This is a genomic window from Chromatocurvus halotolerans, from assembly GCF_004340525.1.
GTDB classification, from domain to species: Bacteria; Pseudomonadota; Gammaproteobacteria; order Pseudomonadales; family Halieaceae; genus Chromatocurvus; species Chromatocurvus halotolerans.
Window position 1 is genome coordinate 37191 of record NZ_SLWX01000014.1, and the last position, 17891, is coordinate 55081.

Genomic DNA, 17891 nt, shown 5'->3' on the forward strand with positions numbered 1-17891 from the left:
CCACTCAACCCAGCGCCAGGTCGTCATCACGGGTGGCACCCTGGAACATCAGCAGCGTCCACAGCGGCGCACTGTGGTCGCGCAACCCGCGCTGGTGTTCATCCACCAGTTTTTCCAGATAGGCCGCGTTGAACAGCCCGGTATCCGCCAGGCCGCCGCCCAGCAGGTCGTCGCGCAGGCGCTGCTTCAGCGGTCCGCGGAACCAGTCCGCCAGGGGTACGCCAAAGCCCATCTTGGGGCGATAGAGCACATCGTGAGGCAGATGCGGCTCCAGGGACTTTTTCAGCAGGTACTTGCCCTCGCTGCCGCGCAGCTTGATGCCTACGGGCAGGCCACTTACCCACTCGGTGAGCGGATGGTCCAGCAGCGGCACGCGCACTTCCAGTGAGTGCGCCATGCTGGCCCGGTCCACCTTGGTCAGGATGTCGCCCACCAGGTAGGTTTTCATGTCGAGGTACTGAATCAGGGACAGCGGGTCGTCCGTGGGGCTCTTGGCCGCGTGCGCGTTGAACACGCTGTCCACCGTATAGCCCTGCAACCGGCTTTTCAGGGCCGGCGAAAACAGCTGGGCGCGCTGTTCCCGGCGGCAGATGGATACCGAGTGCAGGTAGGCCTCCACGCTGGTGCGGGCCAGGGCCTGGAAGGTGGTCTTGGCGCGAAACACCCGCGGCGCCCAGTCGGCCTTGGGGTACAGCCGCCCCAGGGCACCGAACAGCGGCCGACGAAGGCCCAGCGGCATGGCCCGGCGCAGCCGGTCCTCGTTGCGGTGCAGCCGGTAGCGACGGTAGCCGGCGAAGTGCTCGTCGCCGCCGTCGCCGGAGAGCGCCACGGTCACCCGCTGCCGGGCAAGCTGGCAGACGCGGTAGGTGGGAATGGCCGAGCTGTCGGCGTAGGGCTCGTCGTACAGGGCTGCGAGGCCGTCCAGCAGGTCGAAATCCTCGCTGCTGACGGTCTGCTCGAAGTGGTTGGTGTGATAGCGCTCGGCGACGCTTCTGGCGAAATCGGTCTCGTTGAACTGCGGTACGTCAAAGCCGATGGCGCAGGTATTTACGGGCTCGCTCTGAGCCTGGGCCATCATCGCCACCACCGCGCTGGAATCCACCCCGCCGGAGAGGAAGGCCCCCAGGGGCACCTCGCTCACCAGCCGCACTTTTACCGCCTCGCGCAGCCGCGCGACCAGTTCGTCCTGCAGGTCCGCCTCACTCGCCACCGCAATCGGGCTGAACGGGATGTCCCAGTACTGGCGCTGCGCCGGCACCGGGGCCCCGCGGGTGAAGGTCAGCGTGTATCCGGGACACAGCTTGTGCACGCCCTGGTAAATGGTCTTGGGCTCGGGCACGTAGCCCAGGGCAAAGTAATCCTCCACAGCCTGCGGCTCCAGCTTGCGCGGCAGAGCCGGGTGCGCCTTGAGCACCTTGAGCTCGGAGCCGAAGAGCAGCTGACCGTCGGGCAGGACACTGTAGAACAGGGGCTTGATACCGAAGCGGTCCCGGGCCAGGAACAGGCTGCGGGCACGGCGGTCGTACAGGGCAAAGGCGAACATGCCGCGGAAGCGCTCCACGCAGCGCTCGCCCCATTCCTGCCACGCGTAGAGAATCACCTCGGTATCACAGTGAGTGCGAAACTGATGTCCCAGCTCGCGCAATTCTGCCGCCAATTCGCGGAAGTTGTAGATCTCTCCGTTGTACACCACGCACAGGTTGCCATCGGCGCTGTGCATGGGCTGCTGGCCGCTGGCCAGATCAATGATGGACAGCCGGCGGTGGCCCAGGCCGATGCCCGGCTCGAGGAACAGGTCGCCCTCGTCCGGCCCGCGGTGGAACTGCGCCTGGTTCATGGCGTGCAGCACGTCGCTCGGGATGTCGCGCTCGGCGCTGAAATCGAAGATGCCCGCTATGCCGCACATGTGCCCGCTGTCACTCCTTGTGGGGGGCTGCCCCTTGTTCTGCCGTTCTCCGGCCCAGCACGGCGTCGTAGACGCCAAGGTAGGCCCGAACCGTCGTGCTCCAGTCGAATTCGCGTTGAATCCGGTCTTTTGCCGCCGCGCCGTATTGCTGGCGTCTTGCCGGGTGGTCCAGTAATTCCAGTATAGCCTCGCCCAGCGCCTCCGCGTCGCCTACCGGTACGAGGGTGCCGCTGACCCCGGGCTGCACCAGCTCCGGGTTGCCGCCGATGTCGGTCGCTATCACCGGCAGTCCGCTGGCCATGGCCTCCAGCACCGTGTTCGAGATGCCCTCGTTCAGAGAGGGCAACAGAAACACGTCCATCCGTGCCAGCTGGTCCGGGATGTCGCCGCGATCCCCGGTAAATTCGATCTGCTCGGCAACGCCGCGGGAGAAGGCCTCGGCCTCCAGCGCGGCGCGTTCCGGCCCGTCGCCGACGACTATACAGCGAAGCTGCGAGCGTAGCCGAGGGCGGACGGAAATAATGTGCGCGAGCGCACGGATTATCTGGTGCTGATTCTTGACGGTGGCGAGGCGGCCTACGGTGCCTATGACTAATGGCGTTGATGGTGCGGTCAGGTCCGAATGGGACCTGACTCCAATTGAGGGGTCAGGTCCCATGCGGGCCTGACCCCTAAGATCAAATCGCGCCAAATCCACCCCGTTATAAATCTGCACCACCTTGCGTTCGGGAATCCTCACGTCGCCGATCAGCCACCCCCGCAGATCCTGACTCACCGTAATGAAGCGGTGTATCAGCGGGCTCAGCCCCCGGCGCAAGCGTCGGTAGGTGCGATTGGTACCGTCGATATCGTTCACATCCCGACCGTGCTCACCGTGCACCCGCTTCACCCCGGGCATCACCAGCCCGAGGATGTGTGTCTCCAGCGCCGCCAGGTTGCGGGTGTGCACCACCGCCGGGCGCAGCCGCCGCAGCAGTCGCCACAGCCGCCAGTACATGCCCCAGTCGTGCCCCGGCCGCTTACGCAATTCATGGATGCTTACATCCGGCGCCGTAATACGACCGGCGAAGGGACCGGATTCCGTGAGACAGACAATGGCGTGCCGATAGCGCTCCGGCGGGCAGCGGTTGATAATGTTCACTAGCCCGTTTTCAAGGCCACCCGTACCCAGTGAATAGATGATATGGACAATCAGTGGCTGAGCGTTTGTCACTGCCGCTCCGCTGCTGCCAGCCCATCCGCCAATACCCTGTCGATACCCTCGCGCTGGGCGGCGGCGAAGTCGCGCAGACGCGAGGCGGCTGCCGCGACATCCCCTTGCGCGATTGGCGTCAGCAGGTTAATACGAGCACCGAAAACGCCACCCGGCGTGAGTTGTTCGAGTGCCTCGTAAATCTTCGTGACATACGGATCGGCACTCTCGCGCTCATTCACCCGATACCAGAACCAGCCGAGAAACTCTCTTCCTGACGCCAGGTGCCGCAGCGTCACCTGCTCTACCTGGGCGAGCTCTGGTGACGGATTTCCCAGACGCTGCCGCGAAAGCACACGCCATTCGCCCTCCGCCGCCGCCCAGCGATCCTTCGAGTCCACGAGCTCCGTCCCCTGCGCCTGCTGCAGAAACTGCTGCAGCCACAGGGACACCGTTACGTCATCCCGAACGTAGCTCACATGGCTTTCTCTCTGCGCCCCGGTAGCCAGCGGTTCCCACGGCATATCCGCCGTCTCTGTCACTGTCCACCCTGGCGGCGGCGCCGGCGCCGCCAGGGGCGCCACCGCTGCCTTCGCCCCCGCCGCACTCCAGGATGCCGCAAGCGGACCGGAAGCGGCGGCAAGCATCGCCAGCACTGCAGCGATTGCGAGTTTCCCGGCGGCAACTGACGGCCCGGCGTCTGTCGGGTGCGCCCGCTGTGGACCATGCCCTTCCTGGTCCGCAGCGGGCGCACCCGACAGACCTGTATCCTGATCGGATTCCTGCCAGAACCCCCCGATCCAGAACAGCAGCAGCATCACTATGCCGAAAAACACCCAGCCATAAATGAGGTGGTCCACCCCGGTCGCCAGCTGCATGTCACTGAGATGACCGATCATGACAATGCCGTAGGCCCGAAGGACGTTCGCCACAATCGGGACAATGATGGACGCCAGCACGAACAGCAGGCGCCGCCAGGGACTCCGATAGCTGAGATAGGCGTACAACAGGCCCAGCGTGAAAGACGCAATCAGGTAGCGAACGCCGCTGCAGGCTTCCACTACCGACCAGTTGCCCGAAGGCAGCATGAAGAACAGGTTCTCGCGGTACACCGGAACGTTACTCAGGCGGATCAGCCAGACGGTGTACTCCGCGGTCAGGTCCATCATCGGCGGTTCCAGCCCCTTGCCCATGGGCACGGCGAGGAACAGGAAGCCCAGCGGGAACATCAGCGCCCGCACCATCGCAGTCCCCAGAAGCGTCCAGAGCGCGGCTATCAGCACCGATACCACGGCAATCTGCTGAACCACCTGTACGCTCACCAGGTGCGCAATCAGCCAGAGCGCAGCGGCACCCAGCACCATCACCAGCGCGGGATAGCACGGCGCAACCGGAATCTGCGCCAGCCGAGCACGATCCCGCCACACCAACCACAGACTTATAGGGGCAATCAGGAAACCGTGGGTAAAGGTTTCCGATGCCATCCAGATGGCGACCATGGAGGCAAAGGTCGGCAGGTAGATTGCCAGCACCGCCAGGCACAGTCCCGCAGCGAGTACGGGAACAGTCAAGCCACGGGTGCCAGGCACCTCCTGCGGTGCAGCGGTGGCGAGGGTCATGACAGGCCCCTGAGCGACGTTGCAGCGGCGGGCGGGTTGCTTGTTAAGCCAGATGCGGCGAATGCACACGTACTGTTCTTCTGAGACGCCGCTTGCTCACCTCGCAGCAATAAGGCCACCTCTGGCAAGTTGTCGTCCCAATTGAACGCGCAGCTGACATACGCCCGCGCCCGCTCGCCGAGGCCGGCGTGCTCGCCGCGCTGCAGGGCATCCAGGTGGCGGGCGTAGTCGTCCGCGGTCTCCGCCAGTAACAGGTGCTCGCCATCGGTCGCGTCGATGCCTTCCAGCCCGAGCGCGCTGACTAGTATCGGTTTCGCCATCGCCATGCCTTCCAGCACCTTGTTCTGCACCCCGCGGGCGACGCGCATGGGCGCTATCGCCGCGAGGGCGTGCTGCAGGTAGGGGCGTACGTCGGGCACCCTGCCGGTCACGCAGATGCCGGGGCTTTTTCCCAGGGCCTGTACCCTGTCCGAGGGGTTGCCGCCGACGATGCACAGGCGCAGCGGCTGCGCCTTCTGCAGGGTGGGCAGAATCTTCTCGGCGAAATCCACCACCGCGTCGACATTGGGCCAGTAGTCCATGGCGCCGGTGAACACCAGAGTCGGCGCACCATCGAAGGGATCGGCCAGGGTTGGGTCAGGCCGGAAATAGTCGGTATCCACGCCGTTGTTATAGTGACCTACCTTGTGCGCGCTCTCCGGCGCCAGGCGGCGAAACAGCGCGGCCTCGGCGGAGGACACGAACAGACCGTAATCGAACTGGACCGCCAGGGCACGCTCGCAGTCAAGCAGGCGCTGGCCCTCGCGTCGATACACCCAGCTCAGGGGCCAGGGCTTGTGCACCGAGTACTGCAGCCACTTGTCGGAATCCACGTCCACGAAGTCAATCACCTTGCGTGCAATGGCATCGCCCGGCTTGCCACCGGTACTGGGCAGGAACTGGGCCATGGCCGAGGAATAGACCATGGCGTGGCGTACGTTCTCGCGCTCCGCGCAGCGCGCCACCCAGTCTGCCAGGCCGGCGCCGGCGCTGCGGTAGTAGGGCAGGCTCAGGGCCTCGCCGGTGGCGAATCCGGTCACGCTGGCCACCGTGGCGCGCCAGGGAATCAGGGGGGCAAAAAAAGTGGTCGCGCACAGCTCTCTTAGCGTCTCGATATGCTGCCAGTCCGCCGGATCATCGACGAAGGTCGCCAGGTGCACGTCGAACTCCGCCGCCAGGTGGCGCAGCAGGTGCCAGGCGCGGATCTTGTCGCCCTTGTTCGGCGGATAGGGGATCCGATGGCACAGGAACAGCAGCGGCGGCTTCACCGGATGCCCGCTCAGCCGAGGTGCCGCGCCAGCGGCGGCCCCATCAGGTTGGCCAGCCACAGGGGCAGCTTCTGCCAGGTGTTCACCAACAGGCGGTAGCGCGGGCTGTTGGGGTTGAGGTCCGGCGGCGACTCGGCGGACACCAGGTGGTATTCGTAGGGAAGCGGCTCGGGGGTGAAGCCCATATTCTTCTTGAAGGCGAAGGGACCGGTGTCGGCCTTGCTGCGCCCGAAGTCGAAGCCGGTGAGCCCCTCGCTGGCGCTCTCGCGCATCAGTTCCCAGTACAGGAAGTGATTGCAGCCACGGATATCCCGGGCCCGGGTGATGCTGCCGCCGTAGTAGGGCAGTACTTCGCCCTTGAAGTAGAAGCTCATCACCGCAGCGACGTCTTCGCCCGCCTCTCCTGAGCGATTCGGCGGGTCCAGCAGCATGGCATCGTCCGGCTTGCCTTTGGGCGCGCCGTCAGCGGCCTGGCGGATCATCAGCACCCGGCAGTCACCGGCGAACTCCTCGCGCAGTATCTGCAGGTAGCGGCGTGAGAACACCGGGGTACCCAGGTTACGCACGCTCTCGGCGTAGACGCGGTACAGACGGTCAACGCCAGTGGCGTCCTCCTCGCTGTACAGTCCCTCGCCCAGGGCCTTGCGCAGCATGGCGCGCTGCCGATTGGGGATTGCCTTGAGGTTGGCAGCGTTGTCTGCTTCCAGGGACTTGCGGAAGGTGTAGTAGAGCTCTTTTGTCGGCCAGTCGCTGCCCGAGGGTTCGCGGCAGCGCAGTTCCAGGGCGTCCACTTTCTGCGCTTCGGCCAGCGCCATGGCCCTGTCGCGCAGCGCCTGGGCGGCCTGGTCAGAGTTGGCGGCGATGCCCCCGTACACACAGAACGGCAGGCTGCACAGGCGATTGCCGGTGAGCACACTGCGCACGGCCGCCAGGGGAAGTATGCCCTCGATGCCGGCATCACTTTCGGCGATGAGGAAATAGGCCGTGTGGCCAAAACCCCGACGCAGCACGCGCTGCCAGGCGAAGCGGTGGAAGAAGGTGGTCTGCGGGCAGCTGTGCACGAAGGCGTCCCAGGCAGCTTCGTCCTCGGGTTGGGCTTCGCGGACGGTGAGGCTCACGGGTTCGCCCCTGTGGGGTCAGGTCCCAGTGGGACCTGACCCCGTTGGGAACCCCTGATCTGGGTGGCGAACACCCGATCCATCCTGTCCCACGCGAAATCGGTCAACAGGGATTCGATACGCGAATGCATGCGCGACAGGTTGAGGTAATGGCGGAAGCGGGTTTTCAGCGGCAGTCCCTGCGGCCGCGGCTGCTCCGGATCGATTTCCCAGGGGTGGAAATAGAACAGCCCACTCTGTCCTTCGACGTTGTTGATATGGCGCAGCGCCCAGCGCGAGACGACATAGGGGTAGAGCCGGAACCAGCCGCCACCGCCGCAGTTGATGTTGCGACCCGGCAGGGCCAGCGTGGTCACGGGAATTTCGGTGAGTCGCCCATCAGCCGCGGAGAAGGCAAAGCGCGGCGCCTCGGGCATGCCGTAAAGATCGTGACTGATGGGGACGATGCTCGAACTGTAGTGATAGCCGGCGTCGGCCAGGGCATCGTGGGCCCAGAGGTTGTCGGCGCCAATGGAGTAGCTGGCAGCTCGGTAGCCCAGCACCGCGCAACCCCCGAGGTCCTCCAGCAGCGTGCGGGTACGGCGAATGTCGTCGGCAAAGTCCTGCGGTGATTGGGTGTTGGCCCGGGTATGCTGCCAGCCGTGGCTGGCCAGTTCGTGACCGGCATCAACGATGCGCCGCACCATGGTCGGCTCGCGCTCCGCCACCCAGCCCAGGGTAAAAAAGGTCGCATTGACGCCATGCTGGTCAAACAGTTCCAGAATACGATCCATGTTCGCCGCCACCCGCCGCGGGCGCGTGTCCCACTCGGCGCGGCCCACGTGCTGCTCGAAGGCCGAGACCTGGAAGTAATCCTCCACGTCCACGGTCATGGCGTTCAGGCGCGGCGCGCTTGTCTTCATGGGGTGGTCCATGGGGTTCATACGTTTCACAGCCGCTCCAGCAGCGCCCGCACAATGCGCTCGGCGGCGTGACCATCCCAGCCCTCGGGCTGGCGTCCGGCCTTGTCATGACCGTCGCGCACCGCCGCCCAGGCCTCGCGAATCGCCGCCGGGTCCGTGCCCACCACGCTGTTGGTGCCGCATTCCACAGTAATCGGTCGCTCCGTGCTCTCACGCAGGGTGATGCAGGGCACGCCCAGGGCCGTGGTCTCTTCCTGAATGCCGCCAGAGTCCGTGAACACCACCCGCGCCTCGCGCATCAAACCGAGCATTTCGCGATAGCCCTGGGGTGGCAGCAGCGTGATCCCGGCGTCGACAAGCCGCGCCTCCAACCCTGCATCCGCCAGACGCGATCGGGTGCGTGGATGCACCGGGAACACCAGCGGCAGTTCGGTGCTGATCTCGATCAGCACCTGCACCAGGCGCGCGAGAGTCTCAGGCTCATCGACATTGGACGGGCGATGCAGGGTGAGTAGGCCATAATCGCCCGTCGCGTTATTCCCCGCCGCCGCACGGGTGCTGGCTGCAGGCACGGCCTCGGACAGGTTGTACATCAACGTATCAATCATCACATTGCCCGCGAAAACCACCTTCTCCGCGGCGATGCCCTCGCCGGTGAGGTTGGTAAGCGCTGTACGTTCGGTGGTAAACAGCAGGTCGGAAATCTGGTCGGTGAGAATGCGGTTGATCTCTTCCGGCATGGCGCGATCGCCGCTGCGCAGGCCCGCCTCCACATGCACAATGGGAATGCCCTTCTTCACCGCCACCAGCGCGCAGGCAATGGTGGAATTGACGTCGCCCACCACCAGTACGGCGTCCGGCTGATGCGCGTTCAGCACCGACTCAAAGCGCAGCATGATGTTGGCCGTCTGCTCGGTATGGCTGCCGGAGCCCACGCCCAGGTCCACGTCCGGCTCGGGAATGTGCAGCTGCTCGAAAAACGAGGCCTTCATGGCCGCATCATAATGCTGGCCCGTGTGAACCAGCGTGGCACGCAGGCCCTCGGTGGCTGCGACTGCACGCATGATGGGGGCAATCTTCATGAAATTGGGCCGGGCACCGACCACACACACAATGTGCCGCTGTGTTGCTTTCAACGTCATCCAGAATCCTTAAAAGCGGTAGCGCAGGTTCAGATCGATGCGATTTTCAGTAAAGGTAAAGACATCGGTGTTCGCATCCTGGTTGGTGTACTGGTAACGCAGGGTCAGGGTGGTGTCATTGCCCAGGGTGCGGGACAGGCCCAGGCTTCCGGTCCAGGCCGTCAGCTCCTGGCCGAACAGGCCGATGCTCTGGTCATCGCCCTCGTTTTCCCGCCAGCCAACCCGCAGATCGGTCGACGTCTGCGGGCCGAGCTGGCGGGTCAACGTGATGGCCGCACTGCGGAAGGTCAGGCCGGCGCCAGTCTCGAACTGGGTCTGCCTCGACTCTCTCACGTCAAGGCCAATGCCGGTGCGCCGCGCCTGGAATCCCCAGTTCAGGGCCAGGGTTTCGTTCTCTATTGGGCCCTGGCCGATAAAGGTATTGCGGCCGGCTCTGCCGAGGGGCTGACCGGGCAGATCCTCGATATCCGAAAGACGATCACCGCGGTCGACGGCCTGGCCGCGAAGATCTCGCGGCAGATTAATAGCGCGAAGATAGCTCGCGCTGAACTCCGAGCGTTTGTGCCGATAGCTGATATTCACCCGCGGCGTGGTGCCGAAAAAACGCTCACCATAGCCGGCGGCCACGCTTACCCGGGCATTCGGTGTCCAGGTGAAGCCGGCGTCCCAGAAGGTGCCGTCGATATCGTCATCAAGACTGACAAACTCGTTGAATTCCTCGCCGCCGCGGGCGTCGAGGGAGAGCACGCTGTTGATGCGCAGCGTGGCGGTGGCGGCAACCGTGGCGAACTCGACGTCAAAGCCCGGCTGCAGATTACTATCGTCAAACTCGACCTTGCTGTAGCTGCCGTCCACTCCCAGCGCCAGACGCGCTGCGGCGGGGTCGGTACCCAGGCTGGCCTGGGCGCTGTTCTGCGTGCTGTCACCGATCTGCCCAATCGCGTTGTACTGCTCGTTGTAGTTGTAGCGGGCACTGAAGCGACCGCTGTCTCCAATGCGCCTCTGGCTGCGCGCGCCAACGCCATAGCGATAGGTGATGTTGGTATTCTCGCGGGCGTTGATGGCGTTTTCGCCGCCCCCGGCGAAGGGATTGATGGGGTTCTGTCCGGCAAAGCCCGTGGCCTCCACCGTCAGCCAGTCGCGTATCAGCTCCAGGTCGCTGTTGAGGTTAATGCTGGGCACCACCGATTCCCGGTTGGTCAGGAACTGGCCCTGACCGGCAGCACAGTCGATATTGCTCTCGCCGATGCTGTTGAGCTCCACCCCGGCACGAAGATTCATGTTGAAGCGGCCACCGCTGCCGTTCACGGCAACGTCCGGGCGAGCGGTACCTACCCACTGCCCTTTCTTGTCGAGGTCCGACAGGCAGATGTTGTCGGTGTAGTAGGTGCCGACGGCGAGCCCGGCTTCCCGGGTCCACTCCCCCGCCTGTGCCGGCATTCCGGACAATATCGCTGGCAGAGTCGCCGCCAGCGCGGTTGCCAGTGCGAGCCGCTTCACGCAGGTGGTCTCTCTGTCTTTGTGGCCTCGCGTTCATCCTCGGCATCCTGGGTATCGCGAGCGCCCTTGGCTGCCGCGCGGGCGGCACCCACCTTCTGTTCGTCAGCCCCGTAGCCGTAACCGTAGCCATACCCATAGCCATAGCTATAACCAAGGCCGAACAGCCGCGCCCGGCGCCGGGACATGCGGTTAAGCATGACGCCAACAAATTTGTCATCACCGAGGCGCTCGAGCGCCTCTTTCACCGCCTGCTGGGGCGTGATATCCGCTGCAGCGACAAAGACAATCTGCCCCATGAAACTGGCCAGCACCGCCGCCTCGGTAGTCAGCAGCAGCGGCGGTGAATCGAACACGATCACCCGATCCGGATAGCGGTTGGCCAGCTCGAGCATGAACTGATGCATGGTTTCACCGGCCAGCAGCTCGGTGGCGTGCTCGCTGCTGTTGCCGGCGGGCAGAATGCGCAGCTTTGGCACATTGGTGTGCAGGATCACGTCACGCGGCTGCACATGCTCGGTATCCATAAGCAGGTCGATCAGCCCCGGCGCACCCTCGGGCACGCCGAGCAATCGGCCGGCGGTGCCCTTGACCACGTCGGCGTCCACAAACAACACGGTCTTGTCCTGCTCCATGGCAATGCTCATGGCCAGGTTGACGGAGCAGAAAGTCTTGCCGTCCCCCTGCAGGGCGCTGGTCACCATGACCAGGTTGGGCGTTTCTATCGGCGTCGGTGAACGACCGGCAATGTTGCGCAGCAGTGGCCGCTTGACCACCCGGAACTCCTCCGCGATGGTGCTGCGCGGCACTGCCGGGGTGAGGTAGCCGCGCTCGTGCAGTTCATCGAAGGGAATGTGCACGATACGGTCTTTCGGGGTCAGGTCCGCGTTGTGGACCTGACCTCCCACGGAGGCCTGGACCCTGGGCTCAGGCCCCTTCGGTGCCGCCGCCGGCGTCGCCTGCACACTGCGCGGCACTTCCCCTTCCCTCGCACGTGCCTGCGCCTGTTTTTCCTTTTCCTCCGGGCCGAGTCTGCCCAGGGCCTTTTCGATAATACTCATTGCGAAATCCCTATGGCGCGTGCGCCGTCACAATGCCAGCGGTGGCGCTTCATGCGAGCAGGGCCGGGCCGACAGCCACGCCGGCCGCGGTCACCAGCAATAGCAGCGTGCAGGCCGCAAAGCCCGCCAGGCGCCAGTTCTCGCTGCGGCGTTCGTGAACCTTGCTGTTCAGAGTGACCGTACCCAGCAGCGGCAGCCCGGTGGTATTGGCAAGCATGCGCGCATCGGCAATCAGTGGCTTGAGCAGGGCCAGCAGGAGCGCCAGCGCCACGCCGGCACCGAGGGCAACGACAACAACACCGACATTCAGCAGCAGCTTGTTCGGTTCGTTGGGCACCAACGGGACATAGGGGGGATCAATCACGCGGAAGGTGACGTCGGAGGCGTTGCTCTCCACGTCCTGCCCCAATCGCGCCGATTCCCGGCGCTGCAGCAGCTCCTGATGCTGGCGCGAGACCACCTCGTAATCGCGATTCAGCTGCTGCAGCTGCGCCTCGACCTCGGGAATCTGCACCACCTTGCCGTTCAGGTCATCCACGCGGCGCTGGTACTCCTCAACGCGCACGCGCAGTTCCGCCACCCGCGCCTCGGTTTCTGCCAGCATGGCACGCATGCCCTGGTACACTGGACTCGCGTTCAAGTTACCGAAACCGCTGCCCATGCCCGGCGACATTGCCGCCATCTCTTCCTGCTTTTTTGCCTGGAGCTCATCGATCAGCCCACTGATCTGTCGCACCTGGGGATGCTGATCGGTGTAGCGGGCCAGCAGCTCGTCGCGGCGCACGTTCAATGTCTGAATGCGCTGGTCCAGCGGCGAGTTCTGCATCGCGTTGCCGGATCCGCCGCCGAGGAAAACCGGCTCTTCCCCATCCAGCTGGCGCTGCAGCTCGGAGCGGCGGTTCTGCAGCTCGTCCAGCTCCAGGCGGGCGGTGGCGAGATTGGAGCGCGCCGCCTGAAGTCGGCTGTAATAATCGCCGCTGGAGCCCGGCACCACGTCCGCATTCTTCTGCTTGAAGCGCGCCAGCCGACTTTCGGCCTCAATCAGGCGGGCTTCGTACTCGGCAATCTGCTCGTCCAGGAACGCCTGGGCGCCGGTGCTATCCGCACGCTTTTCGTTCAGCGAGGATTCGATAAACACCGTTATCAGCGATTGTGTCACGCGTCGCGCCACGTCGCGATCGCGGTCGCGCACGGCAATCTCGTACAGCGACGCATTGGCCCGGCTGCCGCTCAGGCTGATGGAGCTGCGCAGACGCTCGATCAGCGCGGCTTTCTGTGACTCGGTCGTCGCGATGAGGTCGAGATCGGTCATGCGCGAGAGCTTTTCCAGGTTAGGGCGGCTCAGCAGGGTGCGGCTGAGCATGGAGATGCGCTGATCGATGTTCGGGGTAATCGCGAGGCCGCGCAGCAGCGGTCGCAGTACCGAGTTCGTATCGACGTAGACACGGGCGGTCGCCACATAGGACTCGGGCATCTGCCAGACGTACGCCCAGCCAGCAAGCGCGATCACCCACGCCACAATGAGTGCCAGCCAGCGGAAACGCCAGACACCCCAGACGTAACTCAGAATTTGCGACAGTGCTTCTTGCATGATGTGCGCTCGCCCGCCCGTGCCGGCCTAGAACCAGGATTCCGAAATGATGACGATATCGCCGGGCATCATGGCCATATTGGCCGAGATATCACCGTCCTTGAGAAGGTCATCCAGACGCAGGCTGTACGAGCGCTGCTCGCCGCCGAAGGTTCTTACCAGAACGGACTTGTTGCCTGCGGCAAACTCGGTCATGCCGCCAACGGCGATCATGAGATCCAGCAGCGTCATGTGCTGGCTATAGGGCACGCTGGAAGGCGTGGTTGCCTCGCCCACCACGCGCACCTGCTGCTCGGGCACCCCGACAAAGCCATTGACGATAACGCTCACGACTGGCTGGCGGACATACTCCGCGTAGGCCTTCTCGATATCCCGCGCCAGCTCGGTGGAGGTCTTGCCGCTGGCCGGCAGGTCCTCGACCAGGCGCGTGGTGAACTTGCCGTCGGGCCGTACAATGCCGGTGGTGCTCAGCTCCTCGTTGCCCCAGACAAAAATCTCCATGGTATCGCCTGGGCCAATCACGTAGTTGTAATCCGGGCCACTGCCACGCTCGTCGTAGGGCACCGTCGGGTTGCCACCGCAGGCGGCGAGAAGGCCAAGCGCGCCGAGCAGAAGGGCTCGCTGGCACCACTGCCAGAGGACAGTACTGGACGCTGGGAATGTTGCTGTATGTCGGGTGTTGTGAAGCATGACCGCTCCCCTGTGGTTTTTTGTTGGTGCCTGTCGGCGATCAGAAAATCCGGTTATTGCGGCGCATGCGGCGGCGCCAGGCGCTGCCGCTGTCGTCTGGGCCTTTGTTATCACGGCTCCCTTCAGGGGCCGGCGCCGGAGGCGTCGCATCGCTCGTGCCCGTGGCACGCGGCGCCTCTGCCGGCAGGCCAGGCTCGGGATCGTCGGCGGGCTCCGTGGAATCTTCAGTGCCGTCATTGACCGTGCGGGCGGTAGCAACATCGCGCAAATGGCGTGCGGGCGAGAACGTGGTGGTTTCCGAATCACCGCCCTGCGCCGGCGACCTGGCAGCCATCGGCTCAAACACGTCGTCGACCTGAAAGTCATTGTCCACCAGCTGGTTGCCCGCCGCCAGGCTCTCGCCCTGCAGCTCGCCCAGCACTTCCTTCATGTCGCTGACGCCCAGCCGGTGCAGCTGCTCCACGCTGCCGTGCAGCAGCAGGCGACTGCAGATGAGGTTGATGCGCCGCGGCACGCCTTCGCTGAACTTGTAGATTAGCGGGTATACCGAGCGGCTGATGTCGGGATCGCCTCGCCAGCCCACCAGGCTCAGTCGATGGCGAACGTAGGCTTCGGTCTCGTCCAGTTCCAGCGCTTCGAGGTGGCTTGCGGCCACAATGCGCTGGTGTACCTGCTCCATCTGCGGCGAGAGAATCAGCTCACGCAGTTCGGGCTGTCCGAGCAGGAAAATCTGCAGCAGCGGCTTGCCCGCCGCCTGTATGTTGGTGAGAAGGCGCAGCTCTTCCATGGCGGACACGGACAGGTCCTGGGCCTCATCCACGATCAGCAGTGCACGGCGGCCCTCCCTGTGCCACTTCAGGAGCATTCGCGACAGGTGCTGCACGAGCGCGCCCTTGTCGCGGATGGCCAGATCGACCCCGAACTCGTAGGCCACCATCTGCAGCAGGTCATTGGCCTCAAGCTGGGAGCAGACAATGTTCGCGGTGGTGACCTTTTCGTTGGACAGGTCGTCGACCAGCGCCCCAACCAGGGTCGTCTTGCCGGTACCCGGGCGACCGGTCACCATCACGAAGCCCTCGGCGCGCATGAAGGCGTAGGCCATGTAGGCCCGCGCTTTCTTGTAGCCGCGATGCTGGAAGGCAAAATGGTGATCCGGGCTTAGCCGGAACGGTTCTGCCGTGAACCGGTAGTACAGGTCATACATGGGATGTGGTGTCCACTGTCATGCCGTATATATCTTCCAACGCTTATAGCATTTCCGACCATGCTGCGTCTGTCTGGCGTCAATCACAAGCTTTCCCTTGCCGCGTGGACTGCATTTGTGACTGTGCTCACAGGCGCCACAGACACACTCCTGCCGCGGCGGCCTCGTCGCGATCAATCATGCCCTTGATGTCCATGACAACGCCCTCAGGCGCAAGGCGTGAGGCGATAGTGGCAAAACCCTCGCTGCGGTAGCTGTCATGCGCCACCGCCAGCACAACAGCATGGGCAGCGGGCAGTGCGTCCCAGTCCACCAGCGGCAGGCCGTACTCCTCCACGGCCTCCTCCGAATCCGCCAGCGGATCGTGCACGCTGACATCACAGCAGTAATCCTGCAGTTCGCGAATAATGTCCGGCACCCGGGAATTGCGCAGGTCGGGGCAGTTTTCCTTGAAGGTCAGGCCCAGCACCGTGACCTTGGCGCCGGCCACCGGGTGACCGCGGCTGACCAGCTGCTTGACGGTCTGCTCGGCGATGAACTTGCCCATGCCATCGTTGGTCTGGCGCCCCCCCAGAACCACCTGCGGATGATAGCCGACGCTCTCGGCCTTATAGGTAAGATAGTAGGGATCAACGCCGATGCAATGGCCGCCGACCAGTCCGGGGCGGAAAGGCAAAAAATTCCACTTGGTGCCGGCCGCCTCAAGCACATCCAGGGTATCGATGCCCAGCTTGTTGAAGATCAGCGCCAGCTCGTTCATGAGGGCAATGTTGAGATCGCGCTGGGTGTTCTCGATGACTTTCGCCGCCTCGGCCACCTTGACGCTGGCCGCGCGGTGCACGCCGGCCTCGATAATGCTGCCGTAAAGATCCGCCACCCGGTCCAGGGTTTGTGGCGTATCGCCCGACACCACCTTGGTGATGGTTTCCAGCCGGTGCACCTTGTCACCCGGATTGATGCGCTCCGGGGAATAGCCAATGTAAAAGCCTTGGGCGCCGCTGTCGCTGCCATCGCGACCCGCCCAGGGCAGGCCGGACGCCTTTTCCAGAATGGGCACACAGACTTCCTCGCTGCAGCCCGGGTACACGGTGGACTCGAAGATGACCGTGGTGCCGGCGCGCATGTGCTGGCCCACGGTGCGCGAGGCGCCGGTGAGCGGCGACAGGTCGGGCCGGTGGGCGTCGTCAATGGGCGTAGGGACCACCACGATGATGGTAGCGGCCTCTGCCAGCCGCGCCGGGTCGCTAGTCAGCTCCAGCTGTGTGGCCCTGTCAAAGTCCTCCCCCGGCACCTCGCCGCTGGGGTCGTGGTGCTGGCGATAGTGCGCCAGCTTGCGCTCGTTGAGGTCGAAGCCGATGGTCGGGCGCGTGCGCCCGAAGGCAATAGCCAAGGGCAGGCCGACATAGCCCAGGCCGACAATGGCGACGGTAGTGTTCATGGCGTTTCCGTTTTCGCTGAGGTGGAAGGTGACCTGTTTGCGCTGCGCGGTCCGCCGGCGGCGGCGTGCTGCGCGAGGAACCAGTCCGCGGTTTTCTTGAGTCCCTGGGCAATCTTCACGGCAGGCTCATAGCCCAACTGCTTGCGCGCCTTGTCGATACTGGCCTGGGAATGGCGCACATCGCCGTCGCGAAAATCGCGGTACTCCGGTTCACGGCCGGCGATGTCCGGGTACTCGCTAACCAGGTTGTCGCGCATGAGCACATACAGTTCTTTCAGCGTGGTGCGATCGCCGACCGCGACGTTATACACCTCGTTCACGGCATCGGCGCGCTCTGCTGCCGCGGCGAGCAGGTTGGCCTGCACCACGTTATCGATGAAGCAGAAATCCCGCGACGTGCTGCCATCGCCGTTAATGGCGCAGGCCTCACCCGCCAGCAGGGCATGGAACCAGCGCGGAATGACCGCCGCGTACGCCCCCTGGGGGTCCTGCCGCGGCCCGAACACGTTGAAATAGCGCAGACCGATGCACTGCATGCCGTACGACCGGGCAAAGACGTCGGCATACAGCTCATTCACGTACTTGGTTACCGCATAAGGTGACAGCGGCCGGCCAATCGTTTCTTCCACCTTGGGCAGCGCCTCGTGATCGCCGTAGGTGGATGAGGAGGCGGCGTAGACGAAACGGCTGACGCCGGCATCGCGCGCCGCCACCAGCATGTTGACAAAACCATCGATATTCGCGGCGTTGGTGGTGATAGGGTCCGCCAGCGAGCGCGGCACGCTGCCCAGGGCCGCCTCGTGCAGCACGTAATCGACGCCCTCCGCCGCGCGCTTGCAGTCCACCAGATCGCGGATATCGCCCTTGATAAAGGAAAAGCGCGTGTTGGTGGCGGCGGCAACATCGCGCACCGCATCAACGTTGTACCGATGACCGGTGGCGTAATTGTCCAGGCCCACCACCCGCTGCCCCAGCTGCAGCAGGGCAATGGCAAGGTGCGACCCGATAAAGCCGGCGACACCGGTCACCAACCAGGTTTTCGGGCTGTCCCTCAGGGCCTGTTGTACATCGCTGTAGCGGGTCATCTGTCATCCAGGGCTGGGTGGACTTGCTGCCGGAGCAGTTGTTTCTGTTGCGCAGGGAGTATAGACAGGCCCGGTAGCGAGTCATAGGGGCGTTTTGGCGAGGATGGGAACGGGATCATGTTTTTGTCGGGTCAGCGCG

Annotated in this window: 14 protein-coding genes; all 14 read right to left on the reverse strand. The window is 64.3% G+C overall.

What is annotated here, in order from left to right:
- Nucleotides 1-4: 4 nt before the first annotated feature.
- Complete coding sequence (locus tag EV688_RS13635; protein ID WP_117319078.1) at nucleotides 5-1906, reverse strand: XrtA/PEP-CTERM system amidotransferase; 1902 nt, start codon at nucleotides 1904-1906, stop codon at nucleotides 5-7.
- Between the two features lie 10 nt (nucleotides 1907-1916).
- Nucleotides 1917-3119 (reverse strand): TIGR03088 family PEP-CTERM/XrtA system glycosyltransferase, encoded by a 1203-nt coding sequence (locus EV688_RS13640; protein ID WP_117319077.1) that lies wholly within the window; start codon nucleotides 3117-3119, stop codon nucleotides 1917-1919.
- A complete protein-coding gene (xrtA, locus tag EV688_RS13645; RefSeq protein ID WP_117319076.1) occupies nucleotides 3116-4717 on the reverse strand; it encodes an exosortase A in 1602 nt (533 codons plus the stop codon). The genes EV688_RS13640 and xrtA overlap by 4 nt, the downstream gene beginning before the upstream one ends.
- A complete protein-coding gene (locus tag EV688_RS13650; protein WP_207895409.1) occupies nucleotides 4714-6084 on the reverse strand; it encodes a TIGR03087 family PEP-CTERM/XrtA system glycosyltransferase in 1371 nt (456 codons plus the stop codon). The genes xrtA and EV688_RS13650 overlap by 4 nt, the downstream gene beginning before the upstream one ends.
- Nucleotides 6036-7142 carry a GNAT family N-acetyltransferase gene (locus tag EV688_RS17595; protein WP_117319075.1) on the reverse strand — a complete coding sequence of 369 codons (1107 nt, stop codon included), beginning with the start codon at nucleotides 7140-7142 and terminating at the stop codon, nucleotides 6036-6038. The genes EV688_RS13650 and EV688_RS17595 overlap by 49 nt, the downstream gene beginning before the upstream one ends.
- Nucleotides 7139-8044, reverse strand: coding sequence for an XrtA system polysaccharide deacetylase (locus EV688_RS13660; protein ID WP_117319113.1), 906 nt, complete (start codon nucleotides 8042-8044; stop codon nucleotides 7139-7141). The genes EV688_RS17595 and EV688_RS13660 overlap by 4 nt, the downstream gene beginning before the upstream one ends.
- A 26-nt stretch (nucleotides 8045-8070) precedes the next feature.
- Complete coding sequence (wecB, locus tag EV688_RS13665; RefSeq protein WP_117319073.1) at nucleotides 8071-9186, reverse strand: non-hydrolyzing UDP-N-acetylglucosamine 2-epimerase; 1116 nt, start codon at nucleotides 9184-9186, stop codon at nucleotides 8071-8073.
- A 9-nt stretch (nucleotides 9187-9195) separates the two neighbouring features.
- Nucleotides 9196-10686 carry a TIGR03016 family PEP-CTERM system-associated outer membrane protein gene (locus EV688_RS13670; protein WP_117319072.1) on the reverse strand — a complete coding sequence of 497 codons (1491 nt, stop codon included), beginning with the start codon at nucleotides 10684-10686 and terminating at the stop codon, nucleotides 9196-9198.
- Nucleotides 10683-11744, reverse strand: a complete 1062-nt coding sequence (locus EV688_RS13675; RefSeq protein ID WP_117319070.1) for an XrtA-associated tyrosine autokinase — start codon at nucleotides 11742-11744, stop codon at nucleotides 10683-10685. Before EV688_RS13675 ends, EV688_RS13670 begins: the two co-directional genes overlap by 4 nt.
- Nucleotides 11745-11793: 49 nt before the next feature.
- Nucleotides 11794-13335 (reverse strand): XrtA system polysaccharide chain length determinant, encoded by a 1542-nt coding sequence (locus EV688_RS13680; protein WP_117319069.1) that lies wholly within the window; start codon nucleotides 13333-13335, stop codon nucleotides 11794-11796.
- 27 nt (nucleotides 13336-13362) lie between these two features.
- On the reverse strand, nucleotides 13363-14025 hold the full coding sequence (locus tag EV688_RS13685) for an XrtA/PEP-CTERM system exopolysaccharide export protein (protein WP_117319068.1): 663 nt from the start codon (nucleotides 14023-14025) through the stop codon (nucleotides 13363-13365).
- A 40-nt stretch (nucleotides 14026-14065) separates the two neighbouring features.
- Nucleotides 14066-15229 carry an AAA family ATPase gene (locus EV688_RS13690; RefSeq protein ID WP_117319067.1) on the reverse strand — a complete coding sequence of 388 codons (1164 nt, stop codon included), beginning with the start codon at nucleotides 15227-15229 and terminating at the stop codon, nucleotides 14066-14068.
- Nucleotides 15230-15356: 127 nt separating this feature from the next.
- Nucleotides 15357-16667, reverse strand: a complete 1311-nt coding sequence (locus EV688_RS13695) for a nucleotide sugar dehydrogenase (protein ID WP_117319066.1) — start codon at nucleotides 16665-16667, stop codon at nucleotides 15357-15359.
- Nucleotides 16664-17752: an NAD-dependent epimerase/dehydratase family protein gene (locus EV688_RS13700; protein ID WP_117319064.1), complete on the reverse strand. Its 1089-nt coding sequence runs from the start codon at nucleotides 17750-17752 to the stop codon at nucleotides 16664-16666. Before EV688_RS13700 ends, EV688_RS13695 begins: the two co-directional genes overlap by 4 nt.
- Nucleotides 17753-17891 lie beyond the last annotated feature (139 nt).